The sequence below is a fragment of the Roseateles noduli genome, assembly GCF_050626985.1.
Lineage (GTDB): Bacteria > Pseudomonadota > Gammaproteobacteria > Burkholderiales > Burkholderiaceae_C > Roseateles > Roseateles noduli_A.
On sequence record NZ_CP192463.1, the window covers coordinates 4,496,766 to 4,512,407 of the forward strand.

Genomic DNA, 15,642 nt, shown 5'->3' on the forward strand with positions numbered 1-15,642 from the left:
GGCTCCCGCCGCGCCTTACCGCGTGATGATGTCCCGATGCATCGGCGCGAGCAGCGCCAGCAACCGGTTCTGCACCGCGAAGGGCACCTGCTGGTCATCCATCGCGAACTGCAGGTCCTCGACCAACGCATTGAAGTCGGCCTTGGTCAGCGCCAGGTGGGCATGCGAGTTCTTCATCGTCTCGCCCTCGTACTTGCACGAGCCACCGCTGAGCATGCAGAACTGGTTGCGCAGCGACTCCTTCAGCGCCTTCGGATTGACGCCATCGAACTTCTTCTGGATGCGCGGATCCGCATAGGCGCGATCGACCATGCCGTCGACGATGCGGGCAATGCCTTCATCGCCACCGAGCGAACGGTACAACGCGTCGTCCGCCGCATGCGCATGCACATGCACGCCCACGCCGATCAGCAGCGCCAGCGCGCCGGCCGTCCAGATCTTTCGGGCAGATCGCATCGTCCAGGTCTCCTCGTCGATTCGTCGTGATGGCGACTTGGCGTCGCGCCGGGATCAGTACGCGAACTGGATCGACCCGTAGACACCGCGCTGTCTCCGCGGCTGGATGCCGGGCACCACACGGCCGAGGTCCACGTAGGCCGCCGTCAGCGAGACGTGCTTGTTCGGCGCCCAGGCGACGAACACATCCTTCCAGTCATCCTCGCGCAGCCCGTCGCCGAGGACCGACGGGTAGAGCTTGTCGGGCTTCATGCGGTACTCGGCGCCGATCGCCCACTGCTTGTTGATCAGGTACGCGACCGACACCTCGGGCATCAGCGAGTACCGGCTGCTCGCCGTGCCGCCGAAGCCCAGCAGACCGTTCTGGTTGGCCCGCGTCGCGCGCAAGGTCACGTTCACCAGCGTGCTCTGCGCCAGGAACAGCTTGGTGGCGCTCAGATAGACGTCGACGCCGTTGCGCTTCGCGCCGAGCGCGCTCAGCGTCGGCGCAAGGCCGCCGGCATCCAGATGCTTGTATTCGACACCGAGCGCGATCTGCGGCATCCAGGTGTCGGCGTCCAGCACGGCGTCTCCGCCCAGCCGGACCTTCGCACCGAGGATCGTCTGCTTCAGCTGGAGCCCCGGGAGACCCAGCGCAGCGCCTGTGCCACCAGCGCTGAAATCCTGCTTCGCGATCGACAGCTCGGCGCGCTCGCCGAAGGCCACGGACGCGCCGTAGCCGGACAGGCTGTAGTCCTGCACCGGCAGGCGCGTGAAGTAGGCCGTGGCGCCGACCTGGCCGCTGGTGGCATAGCTGCCGGTCAGGGCCCAGGGGGTCAGGCCACCACCGGCAGCGCCGTCGATGCTGCTCACCCCGCCGGTCAGCAGCAGCTTGCCCTGTGCCTGCGCGGCGCAGGCCAGCGGCACGGCCAACAGCAAGGGGACCAGCGATCGAAGCATCACCAGGCGCCGATGTTGGGCAGGGAGATCCACGGCTCGGCCGGCGGCAGCGCGGGGCCGTCCTGCAGCAGTTCGACCGAGATGTTGTCGGGCGAGCGCACGAAGGCCATGCGGCCGTCGCGCGGCGGACGGTTGATCGTCACGCCGGCGTCCATCAGCCGCTGGCAAGCGGCATAGATGTCCGGCACCGCATAGGCCACGTGGCCGAAGTTGCGACCGCCGGTGTAGACCTCGGGATCCCAGTTGTAGGTGAGTTCGATCTGGGCATCCTCGTCACCGGGCGCCGCCAGATAGACCAGCGTGAAGCGGCCGGCCTCGTGCTCGCTGCGGCGCACTTCCTGCAGGCCGAGCGCGTCGCGGTAGAACTTCATGGACGCTTCAATGTCGGTCACTCGGACCATGGTGTGCAGATACTTCATGAGCGGTCGGCGGATGGCGTTGGAAGGAATGGAAAGGGAATGACGCATTGTGGCCGCGGCGGACCTGGTGCGCATGCGCCAGGGCCATGTGCGAGGACCGCCTCGGTGCGACCATGACAAAAGAAAAGGCCCGCGTCAGCGGGCCTTCGTGCGAGCGGGGGGCTCCGGGAGGGTCAGGTCGCCTTCGGCGCCGCGTCGCCGCCCTGCCCCTGCTGCGCCGCCTGGGCCAGGCGCTGCGTCAGTTCCTTGCGGAAGCGGTTCAGCTCCTGGACGCTGGCGAAGCTGCGCTCCATCAGCAGGCTCATGTTGTGCAGGATGCGCTCGACCACCTTGTTCTCCCACACGGTGTCGAACTGGATCTGCTTGTCCAGCCAGCGCTCCAGCCATTCCGGATCGGGCAGGCGGCTCTGGATGGTGTCGCGCGGGAACAGCTTGGCGTTCACGTGCAGGTTGGTCGGATGCAGCGCCTGGGCCGTGCGGCGCGCGCTGGCCATCAGCACGCCTACCTTCGCGAACGCGGCCTTGGCCTCGTCGCCGAACTTGGTCATCGCGCGCTTCATGTAGCGCAGGTAGGCGCCGCCGTGGCGGGCCTCGTCGCGCGACAGGGTCTCGTAGATCGCCTTGATGACCGGCTCGGTGTGCCATTCGGCGGCACGGCGGTACCAGTGGTTCAGACGGATCTCGCCGCAGAAGTGCAGCATCAGCGTTTCCAGCGCGGGGGCCGGGTCGAACTCGAAGCGCACCTCGTGCAACTCCGCTTCGGTCGGCACCATGTCCGGACGGAAGCGGCGCAGGTACTCCATGAGCACCAGCGAGTGCTTCTGCTCCTCGAAGAACCAGACGCTCATGAAGGCCGAGAAGTCGCTGTCGTCCTTGTTGTCGCGCAGGAACATCTCCGTGGCAGGCAGCGCGGACCACTCGGTGATCGCGTTCATCTTGATCGTGCGCGCCTGATCATCGGTCAGCTTGGACGCGTCGAACTTGTCCCACGGGATATCCGTGTCCATGTTCCAGCGCACGGCCTCGAGTTGCTTGAAGAGTTCGGGATAAAGCATCTGTCTGCGTCCTGTTGAGCGCGGCGGATTCTACCGGTCGCACCATGACATTCCCTTACGCCATCCGCCCGTGGGGCGATCTGGCCTAATCGCGCTTCCAACGGACCTGAAGCCACGTTCGCTTCTTACGCAGCGCCGCAGCCTTCGGACCATCCGGATTTACCGATCCCAGGAGATAACGACATGACCCAGTCCTTCGGTTCCTTCTTCAGGCGAGCCGCGCTCCTGCTGGCGCTGGTGTCGCCGTTCGCCGCGACGTCCGCCCACGCCGCGCCCGCGGCCGAGACGACTGCATCGAGCGCCTCGTGCCCTGAACTGCTCAACCGGCAGATGCCCCGCCTGCAGGACGAGAAGCCCCAGGCGCTGTGCCAGTACGCCGGCAAGGTCGTGCTGGTGGTCAACACGGCCAGCTTCTGCGGCTACACGCCGCAGTACAAGGCGCTGGAAACCCTCTCCGCGCGCTATGCGGACAAGGGCCTGGTGGTGCTCGGTTTTCCCTCCGGTGACTTCGGCAACCAGGAGTACGGCAGCAACAAGGAGATCGCCGAGTTCTGCGAGAACACCTTCAACGTGAAGTTCCCGATGTTCAGCAAGAGCAACGTGGCCGCCGGAAAATCCGATCTGAATCCGCTGTTCGCCGACCTGGCCAAGCGCACGGGTCAGGCGCCGAAGTGGAACTTCCACAAGTACCTGATCTCGCGCGACGGCAAGCAGGTCATGAGCTTCGCGTCCGGCGTGAGCCCCGACAGCACCCAGTTCACCCAGGCGGTGGAAAAGCTGGTGGCGCAACCGCAGTGAGGGGCGTGCTGGGCCACTGAATCGAAAAACCTGCGCCTCGAAGTCCTCTTCTCTCGAAAAAGCTGATTTCAGGGCGCAGGATCAGGCAATCGGTGCGCCTGTCGCGAAGGCTCGTCATCACCCTGAAAACTGTCCCGGCTAGGCGGGACAACGGTGACAGTTGCTCACTTATTCGTTGATCGATGGGATGACATCGACCGCGATGCGCTGCACCATGACGGCTCGTTCAACACATCGCTGACGACAAACGACAGCGCCGACAGCCGATAGCAGCGCTCCCTTTGGGGACGCTTAAACGCGCCGGAAGGCGCAGCGGTTCAGGAGGGCATTCGGGGTTTCCACCGATCCCGGCAGCGATGGGAGTACAGTCGACGCATCCACTTTCAGCCGCAAGACCTGCTTCCTCGTGAAGCTGCAATCCCGAGGCCTTTCTCCTCCTCCTCCCTCCCTCCCTCGTTGGCCAGGGGCGTCTTGAGGCTACTTTTCTACCCAGGGCTTCCGCTTCGCGGAAGCCCTTTGTATTTCTGCCTCGCAGACGCCTCCCGGGCCCGCAAGCGCCTGGGCGGACTTGGACGGGATCAGGCGAGCCAGCCCTTGCGGCGGAAGTAGATGAAGGGCGCGGTGACCGACGCGATCATCAGTCCGATCGCGAAGACGTAGCCGTATTTCCAGTGGAGCTCCGGCATGCCGTCGAAGTTCATGCCGTAGACGCTGGCGATCAGCGTCGGAGGCAGCAATGCCACGCTCGCGACCGAGAAGATCTTGATGATCTTGTTCTGGTTGATGTTGATGAAGCCGACCGTGGCGTCCATCAGGAAGTTGATCTTGTCGAAGAGGAAGGCCGTGTGCGAATCGAGCGAGTCGATGTCGCGCAGGATCTGCCGGGATTCCTCGAACTGCTCGGCGTTCAGCATGCGGCTGCGCATCATGAAGCTGACCGCGCGGCGCGTGTCCATCACGTTGCGCCGGATGCGGCCGTTCAGGTCTTCCTCGCGCGCGATGGCCGCGAGCACCGCGCCGGCCTCGGTGTCGTTGACGTCCTTCTTCAGCACGCGGGCGCTGACCTTCTCGAGGTTGTCGTAGATGCCCTCGAGCACGTCGGCGGAGTACTCCGCATCGGCGTCGTAGAGCTTGAGCAGCACGTCCTTGGCGTCCTCGATCAGGGCGGGGATGCGACGCGCGCGCAGGCGCAGCAGGCGGAACACCGGCAGGTCCTCGTTGTGGACCGAGAACAGCACGTTGTTGAACAGGATGAAGGCCACGCGCACATTGCGGGGCGCCTCCATGTCGTCGATCAGGAAGTCGGAGCGGATGTGCAGCTCACCGTTGTCCTCCTCGTAGAAGCGGGCGGACTCCTCCAGATCCTCGTCGACGATGTCCTCGGGGATCACCAGGCCGAAGCGTTCGCGGATCCAGTCCTTCTCCTCCGGCGTGGGCGACTCCAGGTCGACCCAGACCGGGTCACGACCGTCGTCCGTGCGCGCGAGCAGTTCGGCGGCGGTCGCGATCTCCTCCTGGACCATGCCTCCCTTGAGGCGGCCGTTGTCCAGCGTGAAAACATTGAGCATGCAGGTCCTTCGTCGGCGGTGACGCGCTCTGGCGAACGCGCAAGCCGGAGTGCGCGTTGACGGATCCTCGGGATCGTCGCGGCGCAGGAAGTTGTCGGAGAGCGGGCGGCGCCGGGACAGCGGCGCGCGCGGGATGCAGGTCGAAGGTGGCCCGTCTCACTCCGGACAAGCGTCGCGGCGGCGTTGGCGCGGTGACGCTGAACGCTCAGGGGCTGCGGCGGATTGACGCTGGAGTGGATGGCCACCGAGGGTGGTCGCTGTCCAAGGGGAACTCCAGTAATCGGGACGCGGAATTATCACATCGCGTTCTCGGCAGCGGCAAGGAAGAGCGCCTGGAAGCGTCCGCCGCACAACATCCAGCATTCGAGCACGGACCTCGCCATGCCGCAAGGCGGGAATATTCGCCCCCAAACCTTGCTTTTGATCACTTGCCCGAGGCCCGGATCGGGAGCAGACTGGCCTCGTCTTCTTCATCGATGTCGCCTCAGAACCCGCATGCCATCGGCCCTCGCGGCCTTCCGGGTCCCTCGCGGACCGTTCATTCCGACACCATCCTCCTGATCTCCCATCCGCTTCCCGCACGCTTCCGACTCCTTGTCGGCGGCGTGGCCTTCCACCCACATCGATTTCCCCACCGCCTCAAGGCACAAAAACCCCCAAGACCCTGAACCGCTCTTTTCCCGCGGCATCCGCCGCCGACTCCGACACCGTTTCCGACCAAGCCCTTGTGAAAGGAGGCTTTATGAACCTGACCATCAGCGGCCACCATCTCGAAGTGACACAGGCTCTGCGTGAGTACGTGCTGAACAAGTTGAGCCGGGTGATCCGGCACTTTGACCAGGTCGTGGACATCAACGTCCTGCTGACCGTGGAGAAGCAGAAGGAGAAGGATCGACGCCAACGCGCGGAAGTCACATTGCATGTGAAGGGACGGGAGATCTTCTGCGAGCACTCGCACGAGGACCTCTACGCGGCCATCGACGAGCTGATGGACAAGCTGGATCGGCAGGTCTGCCGCCACAAGGACCGTGTGCAGAACCATCATCATGAATCGGCCAAGCGCATGGACCTGAGCGCCGGGTGACCGGCTCCCGGGTTCCCGCCACGGCCCACGCCGGGCGGTGAACCCGCTCCGGACCCCGGGGATTTCCCGGGGTTCCGCCCGCAAGGCGGCCCGTCGGGCCGCCTTTTTGCCAAGAATTGTTGCAATGCAACACCAGGGACGAGCTTTTCACAGGAGCGTCGCATCCGTCACACCCCCTGTCGGTAGCGGGATTCCTATAATCCTGTCCCTCAACCCTCGAATCTGCGCCCCGCTGGTGCGCAGCGCTGCTCTCCCAGCCGGCCGGTCGTCGTGACCGGCAAATGCCCGATGAACCGTCTCGCCGCCATCCTTCCTGCCAGCAACGTGCTGGTCGATGTGGACGCTTCCAGCAAAAAGCGGGTCTTCGAACACGCGGGGCTGCTCTTCGAGAACAACCATTCCATCTCCCGCGCCGCGGTCACGGACAACCTGTTCGCCCGCGAACGTCTGGGCTCGACAGGCCTGGGTCACGGCGTCGCGATCCCGCACGGCCGGATCAAGGGGCTGAAGAATCCGCTGGCCGCCGTGCTGCGCGTGCAGCAGCCGATCGGCTTCGACGCGCCGGACGACGAACCGGTCACGCTGCTGATCTTCCTGCTGGTGCCCGAAGCGGCGACGCAGAGACACCTCGAGATCCTGTCCGAGATCGCCGAGATGCTGTCCGACCGCGAACTGCGTGAGCGCCTCAAGACCGAACCCGAAGCCGCGACGGTGCATCGCCTGATCGCCGACTGGGAACCGCTGAAGTCGGTCGCCTGAGCGCCGACATCCCTCACACCCCTCACCGCCACGACCACGGCCGCCGAACTTGAAAGCCACCTCCATCAGCGCGGACCGGTTGTTCGAGGAGCACCGCGAGGCCTTGCGTTGGGAGTGGATCGCGGGGCATGCGCATCCTGAGCGCCGCTTCGACGAAGCCGCGTTGCGCGACGCGCAGTCGGCCGCCGATCTGGTCGGCTACCTGAACTACATCCATCCATACCGCGTGCAGATCGTGGGCCGACGCGAGGTCGGCTACCTGAGCCAGGCCTCGGGCGACGTGCTGGACCGCCGCATCGCGCGCATCGTCACGCTGGAACCGCCGGTGATCATCGTCGCCGACGATCAGGCGCCGCCGGACCGGCTGGTCGCCATGTGCGACCGCGCCGAGATCCCGCTGTTCACCACCGCCGAGAGCGCCGGCCACGTCATCGACCTGGTCCGCGCCTACCTCGCGCATGTCTGCGCCAACCGCACGACGCGGCACGGCGTGTTCATGGACATCCTCGGCCTGGGCGTGCTGCTGACCGGCGAGTCCGGCCTGGGCAAGAGCGAACTGGGCCTGGAGCTGATCAGCCGCGGCCACGGCCTGGTGGCGGACGACGCGGTGGACTTCTTCCGCATCGCGCAGACGGCGATCGAGGGCCGCTGCCCCGAGCTGCTGATGAACCTGCTGGAAGTCCGCGGCATCGGCCTGCTGGACATCAAGGCGATCTTCGGCGAGACGGCGGTGCGCCGAAAGATGCGCCTCAAGCTGATCGTCCACCTGGTCCGCAAGGAAACGATGGAGCGGGACTTCGAACGCCTGCCCTACGAGCCGCTGTACGAGGACGTGCTGGGCATGCCGGTGCGCAAGGTCGTGATCGCGGTGGATGCCGGTCGCAACCTGGCCGTGCTGGTCGAGGCCGCGGTGCGCAACACCATCCTGCAGCTGCGCGGCATCGACACCTACCGCGAGTTCGTCGAGCGCCACCAGCGCGCGATCGAGCAGGGCCTCAACGACACGAACTGAGCCTCGATCCCCAACGGATCAGGGAAAGAGAAAGGGGCTCCATCGGAGCCCCTTGTCTTGGTCGTTGTCGTTGTCGGCGTCTTCATCGCCGATGTCGGACCGCTCAACGAGCCGTCTTGTTCGGACAGTCCTTCTTCACGCAGTTCGCGTACAGCGCGAGGGAGTGCTCCTGCAACTGGAAGCCGCGATCCATCGCGATGGCGTGCTGGCGTTCCTCGATCTGCGGATCGTAGAACTCCTCGACGAAGCCGCAGGTCAGGCACACGAGGTGGTCATGGTGATGGCCCTCGTTGAGCTCGAACACCGCCTTGCCGGACTCGAAGTGATTGCGCGACAGCAAGCCCGCCTGCTCGAACTGCGTGAGCACGCGATAGACCGTCGCAAGGCCGATGTCCGCGCGCTCATCGAGCAAAGCTTTGTAAACGTCCTCGGCGGTCATGTGCCGCTGTTGGGTCGTCTGGAAGATCTCGAGGATCTTGATGCGGGGCAAGGTGGCCTTGAGCCCGCTGTTCTTGATTTCGTCTGACCGGTTCATGGGGTTTGCGCCTGCGGAATAGCGTGGGTGCGTGCCGCTAGAATCCGTCGATCATAGCCCTAGCGCCTCGGCCGAGACGTGCCATGTCATTGAATTTCCGTATCCCCCGCATTGCACGCCGGAACGCCTCCGGCACCGCCGTGGCCGGCCTGGTTGTTGGTCTCCTGACGCTGGGCGGCTGCTCGCAGATGCCCAAGTTCGACGCGCTCTCCGTGAGCGGCGACAAGGTGCTCGGCCTGGTCACCCCGTATCGGGTCGAGATCGTCCAGGGCAACGTCGTCACCAAGGAGCAGATTGCCGCGGTCAAGCCCGGCATGACCCGCGCCCAGGTGCGCGACGTCCTGGGCTCGCCGCTGCTGGCCGACGTCTTCCATGAATCCCGCTGGGACTACGTCTTCACGATCCGGCGCCAGGGTGCCGCACCGCAGAACCGCCACATCCTGCTGACCTTCAACGGCGATCAGCTGTCGAAGATCGACGCCCCGGACGACCTGCCGACCGAGAAGGAATTCATCGCGTCGATCAACACGCTGAAGGTCTCCGGCAAGGAGCCCAAGCTCGAACTGACGGAAGAGGAGCGCAAGGCGCTGCCCCCGCCGGTGCGCACCGCAGCGACCGCGACGCCGGAGCCGATCGGCCCGACGCGCGACTACCCGCCGCTGGAGCCCCGTCGATGAGCCGTCTGCGGATCGCGATCACCGGCGCGTCCGGCCGCATGGGCCGGATGCTGGTCGAAGCGGTGCTGGCGGCGGACGACCTCGAACTGGCCGCCGCGCTCGATCGCGACGGCAGCCCCGCGCTGGGCCAGGATGCCGGCGCCTTCCTGGGTCAGACCACGGGCGTCGCGATCTCCAGCGACGTCAGGGCCGGCCTGGCCAAGGCCGATGTGCTGATCGACTTCACCCGTCCCGAAGGCACGATGGCTCACCTCGCGCTGTGCGCCGAGCTGGGCGTGCGGACCGTCATCGGCACCACCGGCTTCAGCCCGGACGAGAAGGCGAAGATCGGCGAGTTCGCGCAGCGCGCCGCCGTCATGATGGCGCCCAACATGAGCGTGGGCGTGAACGTGGTGCTCAAGCTGCTGCAGCAGGCGTCGAAGGCGCTGGCGCAGGGTTACGACATCGAGATCGTCGAGGCGCACCACCGCCACAAGGTCGACGCGCCCAGCGGCACCGCGCTGAAGATGGGCGAGGTCGTGGCCGAGGCGCTCGGCCGCGACCTGAAGACCTGCGCGGTCTACGGCCGCGAAGGCGTCACCGGCGAGCGCGATCCGTCGACGATCGGCTTCGCGACCGTGCGCGGTGGCGACGTGATCGGCGACCACACCGTCATGTACCTGGGCATCGGCGAGCGCATCGAGATCAGCCACAAGGCGTCGAGCCGCGCCACGTTCGCGCAGGGCAGCCTGCGCGCCGCGCGCTTCCTGGGCGAACGCAGGACCGGGCTGTTCGACATGAACGACGTGCTCGGCATCGCCTGACCCCGCACGCTGCCACGATCGGCGCCCGACCCGCGACGCGATGACCGAACTGATCCATCTCTGGCAAGCGGGCGACGGTGTCGCCCGTTTCGTTTCCCTGCTGCTGCTGACGATGTCGGTGTGCAGCTGGGTCCTGATCTTCTGGCGCAGCTGGACGCTGGCCCGGGCGCGGACCGACCTCGGCCGCGGCCTGCCGGTGTTCTGGGCAGCGCCCGACGTCGGCCAGGGCCGTGACCAGCTCAAGGCGCTCGATCGCGGCGGCCTGATGCTGCCGCTGATCGACGCCGCGATGCAGGACAGCGCGCCGGGCACGCTGGCGGCCTCCGCGCAGAAGACCTCGCAGCTGACGCGCCGCCTGCGCGACGCGCTGCACGCCGTGCTGAACGGCCTGAGCCGGGGCCAGGTCGTGCTGGCGACGGTCGGCGCCACCGCGCCCTTCGTCGGCCTGTTCGGCACGGTCTGGGGCATCTATCACGCGCTGATGAGCATCTCCTCGACCGGCAACTTCAGCCTGGACAAGGTCGCCGGCCCGGTCGGCGAGGCGCTGATCATGACCGCCGCCGGCCTCGCCGTGGCGATCCCGGCGGTGCTGGCCTACAACCTCTTCGGCAAGTGGGTCGCCGCCTGCGAGGCCGAGCTCGAAGGTTTCGCGCACGACCTGCGCGAGCTCGTCGGCGGCGCGTGAGCGCCCTTCCCGTCCGGACCACGCGATGAAGTTCGGCCGCCTTGAACGCCGCGAAGCGCCCAAGCCGATGGGCGAGATCAACATGACGCCGCTCATCGACGTCATGCTGGTGCTGCTGGTGATCTTCATCATCGCCGCGCCGCTGATGGGCAGCGCGCTCAAGCTGGACCTGCCCAAGAGCGACGCCGCCTCGCCCGCGCCGGGTGCGAGCTTCATCGCGCTGGCGATCACGCCTGAGGGCGAGTACGTGCTGGGCGAGGACAAGCTCGATGCCAAGGCCATGCGCGAGCGCCTGACGCAACTGGCCCAGCGCCAGCCCGATGCCGAGCTGCGCTTGAGCGCCGACCAGTCCGTGCCCTACGGCAAGGTCGCGCAGCTGATCGGCTGGGCACAGAAGGCGGGCCTGAACCGGATCGCGTTCGTCGCCGAGCACGGCGAGCCCGCCGACGGCGCCGAGCCTGCAAAAGGCGCCGCCGCAACTCCCCCGAAGCGCTGATCGTTCCCCCCGCAGGGTGGCCCTCCCACGGTGGATGGGGCGACCGTGCGCGGCCTCCTACAATCGACGGCTACGTTGCCCGAGCCACCATGAACGAGAAATACGCCCCCTCCGAGGTCGAACAGGCCGCCCGCGATCACTGGAACGCCCGCGACGCCTACCGCGTCGTCGAGGACGCGTCCAAGCCGAAGTTCTACGCCTGCTCCATGCTGCCCTATCCCAGCGGCAAGCTGCACATGGGCCACGTCCGCAACTACACGATCAACGACATGTTGACGCGTCAGCTGCGCATGAAGGGCTACAACGTGCTGATGCCGATGGGCTGGGACGCCTTCGGCCTGCCCGCGGAGAACGCGGCGATGAAGAACAAGGTGCCGCCGGCCGCGTGGACCTACGACAACATCGCGTACATGAAGTCGCAGATGCAGGCCATGGGCCTGGCGATCGACTGGTCGCGCGAGATCGCCACCTGCAAGCCCGACTACTACCGCTGGAACCAGTGGCTGTTCCTGAAGATGCTGGAGGCCGGCATCGCCGAGCGCCGCACGCAGGTCGTGAACTGGGACCCGATCGACCAGACCGTGCTGGCCAACGAGCAGGTCATCGACGGCAAGGGCTGGCGCTCGGGCGCGACGATCGAGAAGCGCGAGATCCCCGGTTACTACCTGAAGATCACCGACTACGCCGAGGAACTGCTGGCCGCGGTCGCCGATCCGTCGGACAAGAACTACCTGTCGGGCTGGCCCGAGCGCGTGCGCCTGATGCAGGAGAACTGGATCGGCAAGAGCGAGGGCCTGCGCTTCGCCTTCCCGCATGCGATCGCCGGCGACGATGGCCAGCCCATCCAGGGCGGCCTGCTCTACGTCTTCACGACGCGCGCCGACACGATCATGGGCGTGACCTTCTGCGCCGTCGCGCCGGAGCATCCGCTGGCCGCTCACGCGGCGAAGACGAATCCCGCGCTGGCCGCCTTCATCGAGGAATGCCAGCAGGGCGGCACGACCGAGGCCGAACTGGCCACGCAGGACAAGAAGGGCCTGGCGACCGGCCTCTTCGTGACGCACCCGCTGACCGGCGAACAGGTCGAGGTCTGGGTCGGCAACTACGTGCTGATGAGCTACGGCGACGGCGCCGTGATGGGCGTGCCGGCACATGACGAGCGCGACTTCGCCTTCGCGAAGAAGTACGGCATCGCGATCAAGCAGGTCGTGGCGGTGGGCGACGAGGCCTACTCGACCGACGCCTGGGCCGAGTGGTACGGCGACAAGCAGCGCGGCGTGTGCATCAACTCCGGCGCGCTGGACGGCCTGACGCACAAGCAGGCGGTGGACAAGGTGGCCGAGCTGGTGGGCACCAAGGGCCTGGGCGAGAAGAAGACGACCTGGCGCCTGCGCGACTGGGGCGTGAGCCGCCAGCGCTACTGGGGCACGCCGATCCCGATCATCCACTGCGACACCTGCGGCGCGGTGCCCGTCCCCGAGAAGGACCTGCCCGTCGTGCTGCCCGAGGACTGCATCCCCGACGGCAGCGGCAACCCGCTGAACAAGCGCGCCGACTTCCTGGACTGCAGCTGCCCCAAGTGCGGCGCCGCGGCCAAGCGCGAGACGGACACGATGGACACCTTCGTGGACAGCTCGTGGTACTTCATGCGCTATTGCGACGCGACCAACCCGGAGAAGATGGTCGCCGACGGCACCGACTACTGGATGCCGATGGACCAGTACATCGGCGGCATCGAGCACGCGATCCTGCACCTGCTGTACGCGCGCTTCTGGACCAAGGTCATGCGTGACCTGAAGCTGATCAAGTTCAGCGAACCCTTCACCAACCTGCTGACGCAGGGCATGGTGCTGAAGGGCGCCTTCTTCCGCAAGCCGGAAGACGCCGGCAAGCACTACTACTGGGAACACGAGGTCGACGTCACCCGCAACGAGCACGGCGTGCCGACCGGCGGCACGCTGAAGGCCGACGGCAAGCCGCTCGAGTACGAGATGACGACGATGTCGAAGTCGAAGAACAACGGCGTCGACCCGCAGGCCCTGATCGACGAGTACGGCGCCGACACGGCCCGCCTGTTCGTGATGTTCGCGTCGCCGCCGGAGCAGACGCTCGAGTGGAACGACGCCGGCGTCGAAGGCGCGCATCGCTTCCTGAAGCGCGTGTGGGGCTTCGGCACGAAGCACGCCGAGGCGATCAAGACCGGCGGCGTCGACTTCGCCGCGTTGAGCGACGACGGCAAGGCGCTGCGCCGCGAAGTCCACCTGGTGCTGAAGCAGGTCTCGTACGACTACGAGCGCATGCAGTACAACACCGTGGTCTCCGGCGCGATGAAGCTGCTCAACGCGCTGGAAGGCTTCAAGGCCGAGGGCCAGTCGGCCGCGGTGCGCGAGGGCTTCTCGGTGCTGCTGCGCGTGATCTACCCGGCCTGCCCGCACATCGCGCACGCGCTGTGGACCGAGCTCGGCTTCGCCGCCGAGCTGGGCGAGCTGCTGGACGCCGCCTGGCCGCAGGTCGACGAGTCGGCACTGGTGCAGGACCAGATCGAGCTGATGCTGCAGGTCAACGGCAAGCTGCGCGGCGCGATCAAGGTGGCGGCCTCGGCCGACAAGGCCGCGATCGAGGCGATCGCGCTGGCCAGCCCGGACTTCGAGAAATTCGCGGAAGGCAAGGCGCCCAAGAAGGTCGTCATCGTGCCCGGCCGTCTCGTCAACGTGGTGGTGTGAGCATGAAGCGCCGCGATCTGCTGTCGTTCGCTTCCCTGGGCGCCCTGGGCGCAGTTGGTGCTGCAGGCCTGCTGTCGGGCTGCGGCTTCGAGCTGCGCAAGGAACCGGTCTATCACTTCAAGACGCTGGCGCTGACCGGCTTCATCCCGCATTCGCCGCTGGCGCAGGAACTGCGCCGGCAGGTGCAGCGCAGCACGGTGCGCCTGGTCGAGGACCCGAACCGCGCGGACGTGATCATCGACGCCGAGCGCGAGATCCGCGACAAGACCTCGGTGGCGACGACCGCGGCCGGGCAGATCACGGAATGGCAGCTGCGGCTGTCGCTGGACTACTCGCTGCGCACGGCGGGCGGGGACATCCTGCTGCCGCGCACCGAGCTGCGGCTCACGCGCGACATGAACTACAGCGAAAGCGCGGCGCTGGCCAAGGAGCAGGAAGAGGCGTCGCTGCAGAAGGCGATGCAGGTGGAGGCCGTGGGACTGCTGCTGCGTCGTCTGGCGGCGGTGCACCTGCCCAACTGAACCCGGACGGACCGCGCGCATGCAGATCAAGGGCGAAGCGCTCGCCGGCCATCTGGCGAAAGGGCTCAAGCCGGTGTACGTCGTGCATGGCGACGAGCCGCTGCTCGCGCAGGAGGCCGCCGACACGCTGCGCGCCGAGGCGCGCAGGCAGGGCTACAGCGAGCGTCAGGTCTTCATCGTCAGCGGCGCGCACTTCGACTGGGCCTCGGTGATCGCGGCGTCGCAGGCGATGAGCCTGTTCGCCGACAAGCAGCTCATCGAGATCCGCATCCCCGGCGGCAAGCCGGGCAAGGACGGCTCGGACGCGTTGCAGCGGTATGTCGACGGTTTGCCGCCGGACGTGCTGACGCTGGTGACGCTGCCGCGCCTGGACAAGACCCAGATGAGCAGCGCCTGGTTCACGGCGCTGGACAGTGCCGGCGTGTCGGTGAAGGTCGACCCGGTCGAGCGGCGCGAGTTGCCCGCCTGGATCGCCCGGCGGCTGCAGCAGCAGGGGCAGCCGGTGGCGGCCGGCCCGGACGGCCAGCGCGCGCTGGAATTCTTCGCCGATCGCGTCGAGGGCAACCTGCTCGCCGCGCACCAGGAGCTTCAGAAGCTCGCGCTGCTCCACCCGGCGGGCGAGCTGAGCCTGCAGCAGATCGAGGCGGCAGTCCTCGACGTGGCCCGTTTCGATGTCTTCAAGCTCAGCGAGGCCTTGCTGAGCGGCAAGGTGGGTCGGGTGTTGCGCATGCTCGACGGCCTGAAGGCCGAGGGCGAGGCCGCGGTGCTGGTGCACTGGACCATGGCCGAGGACATCCGCGGCCTGAAGCGCGTCCACGACGCGGTGGCCGCGGGCAAGCCACTGCCGATGGCCTTGCGGGAGTCCCGCATCTGGGGGCCGAAGGAGCGCCTCTTCGAACGCATCGTGCCGCAGTTGCACGGCGCGGCGCTGACGCGGCTGGTCGTGGCGGCGCAGATCTGCGACGGCATCGTCAAGGGGCTGCGTCACCCGGAATGGCCCACCGATCCGTGGGAAGCGCTGGGGCGATTGGCCCTGATGCTGGAGCAAGCCCTGCGCCCGCCGGCACAGAAAACCCGCTATGGTTGACGCTTGTCTTCCCTCTCGCGTTGCT

The 15,642-nt window shown here is 66.8% G+C and carries 17 protein-coding genes; 11 read left to right on the forward strand and 6 right to left on the reverse strand.

Features of this window, described 5'->3' with window-relative positions:
* Nucleotides 1–15 precede the first annotated feature (15 nt).
* The 4 genes from ACQ4L4_RS19525 to ACQ4L4_RS19540 form a co-directional block, all read right to left on the reverse strand.
* Nucleotides 16–456 (reverse strand): group I truncated hemoglobin, encoded by a 441-nt coding sequence (locus ACQ4L4_RS19525; protein WP_431100554.1) that lies wholly within the window; start codon nucleotides 454–456, stop codon nucleotides 16–18.
* 54 nt (nucleotides 457–510) lie between these two features.
* Nucleotides 511–1,395, reverse strand: coding sequence for a DUF3034 family protein (locus ACQ4L4_RS19530; protein ID WP_431100555.1), 885 nt, complete (start codon nucleotides 1,393–1,395; stop codon nucleotides 511–513).
* Nucleotides 1,395–1,862, reverse strand: a complete 468-nt coding sequence (locus ACQ4L4_RS19535) for a VOC family protein (protein WP_431100556.1) — start codon at nucleotides 1,860–1,862, stop codon at nucleotides 1,395–1,397. The genes ACQ4L4_RS19530 and ACQ4L4_RS19535 overlap by 1 nt, the downstream gene beginning before the upstream one ends.
* 125 nt (nucleotides 1,863–1,987) lie before the next feature.
* On the reverse strand, nucleotides 1,988–2,869 hold the full coding sequence (locus tag ACQ4L4_RS19540) for a ferritin-like domain-containing protein (RefSeq protein ID WP_431100557.1): 882 nt from the start codon (nucleotides 2,867–2,869) through the stop codon (nucleotides 1,988–1,990).
* Nucleotides 2,870–3,052: 183 nt separating this feature from the next.
* Here ACQ4L4_RS19540 and ACQ4L4_RS19545 point away from each other — a divergent pair, with 183 nt between their 5' ends.
* The gene (locus tag ACQ4L4_RS19545) at nucleotides 3,053–3,667 is read left to right on the forward strand and encodes a glutathione peroxidase (protein WP_431100558.1); all 615 of its coding nucleotides are present in this window, start codon (nucleotides 3,053–3,055) and stop codon (nucleotides 3,665–3,667) included.
* Between the two features lie 578 nt (nucleotides 3,668–4,245).
* Here the strand turns inward: ACQ4L4_RS19545 and corA are convergent.
* The gene (gene corA / locus ACQ4L4_RS19550; protein WP_431100559.1) at nucleotides 4,246–5,235 is read right to left on the reverse strand and encodes a magnesium/cobalt transporter CorA; all 990 of its coding nucleotides are present in this window, start codon (nucleotides 5,233–5,235) and stop codon (nucleotides 4,246–4,248) included.
* A gap of 742 nt (nucleotides 5,236–5,977) precedes the next feature.
* Between corA and hpf the strand changes: the two genes are divergently transcribed.
* From hpf to hprK, 3 genes are all read left to right on the forward strand, one after another.
* Entirely contained in the window at nucleotides 5,978–6,319 is a 342-nt protein-coding gene (gene hpf, locus ACQ4L4_RS19555) for a ribosome hibernation-promoting factor, HPF/YfiA family (RefSeq protein ID WP_067281141.1), read from the forward strand.
* A gap of 288 nt (nucleotides 6,320–6,607) precedes the next feature.
* Nucleotides 6,608–7,078 (forward strand): PTS IIA-like nitrogen regulatory protein PtsN, encoded by a 471-nt coding sequence (gene ptsN, locus ACQ4L4_RS19560; RefSeq protein WP_067281138.1) that lies wholly within the window; start codon nucleotides 6,608–6,610, stop codon nucleotides 7,076–7,078.
* 49 nt (nucleotides 7,079–7,127) lie between these two features.
* Nucleotides 7,128–8,090: an HPr(Ser) kinase/phosphatase gene (hprK, locus tag ACQ4L4_RS19565; RefSeq protein ID WP_377159427.1), complete on the forward strand. Its 963-nt coding sequence runs from the start codon at nucleotides 7,128–7,130 to the stop codon at nucleotides 8,088–8,090.
* Nucleotides 8,091–8,193: 103 nt separating this feature from the next.
* On the opposite strand, the gene fur is transcribed toward hprK, so the two are convergent.
* The gene (gene fur / locus ACQ4L4_RS19570) at nucleotides 8,194–8,625 is read right to left on the reverse strand and encodes a ferric iron uptake transcriptional regulator (protein ID WP_377159425.1); all 432 of its coding nucleotides are present in this window, start codon (nucleotides 8,623–8,625) and stop codon (nucleotides 8,194–8,196) included.
* Between the two features lie 83 nt (nucleotides 8,626–8,708).
* Between fur and ACQ4L4_RS19575 the strand changes: the two genes are divergently transcribed.
* The 7 genes from ACQ4L4_RS19575 (at nucleotide 8,709) to holA (ending at nucleotide 15,617) form a co-directional block, all read left to right on the forward strand.
* The gene (locus ACQ4L4_RS19575; protein ID WP_431100560.1) at nucleotides 8,709–9,302 is read left to right on the forward strand and encodes an outer membrane protein assembly factor BamE; all 594 of its coding nucleotides are present in this window, start codon (nucleotides 8,709–8,711) and stop codon (nucleotides 9,300–9,302) included.
* Nucleotides 9,299–10,105, forward strand: a complete 807-nt coding sequence (gene dapB / locus ACQ4L4_RS19580) for a 4-hydroxy-tetrahydrodipicolinate reductase (protein WP_431100561.1) — start codon at nucleotides 9,299–9,301, stop codon at nucleotides 10,103–10,105. The genes ACQ4L4_RS19575 and dapB overlap by 4 nt, the downstream gene beginning before the upstream one ends.
* Before the next feature lie 40 nt (nucleotides 10,106–10,145).
* Nucleotides 10,146–10,790 carry a MotA/TolQ/ExbB proton channel family protein gene (locus ACQ4L4_RS19585; protein WP_431100562.1) on the forward strand — a complete coding sequence of 215 codons (645 nt, stop codon included), beginning with the start codon at nucleotides 10,146–10,148 and terminating at the stop codon, nucleotides 10,788–10,790.
* A gap of 25 nt (nucleotides 10,791–10,815) precedes the next feature.
* Complete coding sequence (locus ACQ4L4_RS19590) at nucleotides 10,816–11,286, forward strand: ExbD/TolR family protein (RefSeq protein ID WP_431100563.1); 471 nt, start codon at nucleotides 10,816–10,818, stop codon at nucleotides 11,284–11,286.
* Between the two features lie 89 nt (nucleotides 11,287–11,375).
* Nucleotides 11,376–14,009 (forward strand): leucine--tRNA ligase, encoded by a 2,634-nt coding sequence (gene leuS / locus ACQ4L4_RS19595; protein WP_431100564.1) that lies wholly within the window; start codon nucleotides 11,376–11,378, stop codon nucleotides 14,007–14,009.
* Nucleotides 14,010–14,011: 2 nt separating this feature from the next.
* A complete protein-coding gene (gene lptE, locus ACQ4L4_RS19600; RefSeq protein WP_431100565.1) occupies nucleotides 14,012–14,530 on the forward strand; it encodes an LPS assembly lipoprotein LptE in 519 nt (172 codons plus the stop codon).
* A gap of 19 nt (nucleotides 14,531–14,549) precedes the next feature.
* Nucleotides 14,550–15,617, forward strand: coding sequence for a DNA polymerase III subunit delta (holA, locus tag ACQ4L4_RS19605; protein WP_431100566.1), 1,068 nt, complete (start codon nucleotides 14,550–14,552; stop codon nucleotides 15,615–15,617).
* The last annotated feature ends 25 nt before the right edge of the window (nucleotides 15,618–15,642 follow it).

What these genes read in the sequence shown, in the direction of transcription:
- lptE (WP_431100565.1), top strand. Translation starts at nt 14,012, where the DNA reads ATGAAGCGCCGCGATCTGCTGTCGTTCGCTTCCCTGGGCGCCCTGGGC.
- hpf (WP_067281141.1), top strand. Translation starts at nt 5,978, where the DNA reads ATGAACCTGACCATCAGCGGCCACCATCTCGAAGTGACACAGGCTCTG.
- ACQ4L4_RS19590 (WP_431100563.1), top strand. Translation starts at nt 10,816, where the DNA reads ATGAAGTTCGGCCGCCTTGAACGCCGCGAAGCGCCCAAGCCGATGGGC.
- ACQ4L4_RS19540 (WP_431100557.1), bottom strand. Translation starts at nt 2,869, where the DNA reads ATGCTTTATCCCGAACTCTTCAAGCAACTCGAGGCCGTGCGCTGGAAC.
- leuS (WP_431100564.1), top strand. Translation starts at nt 11,376, where the DNA reads ATGAACGAGAAATACGCCCCCTCCGAGGTCGAACAGGCCGCCCGCGAT.
- holA (WP_431100566.1), top strand. Translation starts at nt 14,550, where the DNA reads ATGCAGATCAAGGGCGAAGCGCTCGCCGGCCATCTGGCGAAAGGGCTC.
- dapB (WP_431100561.1), top strand. Translation starts at nt 9,299, where the DNA reads ATGAGCCGTCTGCGGATCGCGATCACCGGCGCGTCCGGCCGCATGGGC.
- ptsN (WP_067281138.1), top strand. Translation starts at nt 6,608, where the DNA reads ATGAACCGTCTCGCCGCCATCCTTCCTGCCAGCAACGTGCTGGTCGAT.
- ACQ4L4_RS19545 (WP_431100558.1), top strand. Translation starts at nt 3,053, where the DNA reads ATGACCCAGTCCTTCGGTTCCTTCTTCAGGCGAGCCGCGCTCCTGCTG.
- ACQ4L4_RS19585 (WP_431100562.1), top strand. Translation starts at nt 10,146, where the DNA reads ATGACCGAACTGATCCATCTCTGGCAAGCGGGCGACGGTGTCGCCCGT.
- ACQ4L4_RS19535 (WP_431100556.1), bottom strand. Translation starts at nt 1,862, where the DNA reads ATGCGTCATTCCCTTTCCATTCCTTCCAACGCCATCCGCCGACCGCTC.
- fur (WP_377159425.1), bottom strand. Translation starts at nt 8,625, where the DNA reads ATGAACCGGTCAGACGAAATCAAGAACAGCGGGCTCAAGGCCACCTTG.
- ACQ4L4_RS19530 (WP_431100555.1), bottom strand. Translation starts at nt 1,395, where the DNA reads ATGCTTCGATCGCTGGTCCCCTTGCTGTTGGCCGTGCCGCTGGCCTGC.
- ACQ4L4_RS19525 (WP_431100554.1), bottom strand. Translation starts at nt 456, where the DNA reads ATGCGATCTGCCCGAAAGATCTGGACGGCCGGCGCGCTGGCGCTGCTG.
- corA (WP_431100559.1), bottom strand. Translation starts at nt 5,235, where the DNA reads ATGCTCAATGTTTTCACGCTGGACAACGGCCGCCTCAAGGGAGGCATG.
- ACQ4L4_RS19575 (WP_431100560.1), top strand. Translation starts at nt 8,709, where the DNA reads ATGTCATTGAATTTCCGTATCCCCCGCATTGCACGCCGGAACGCCTCC.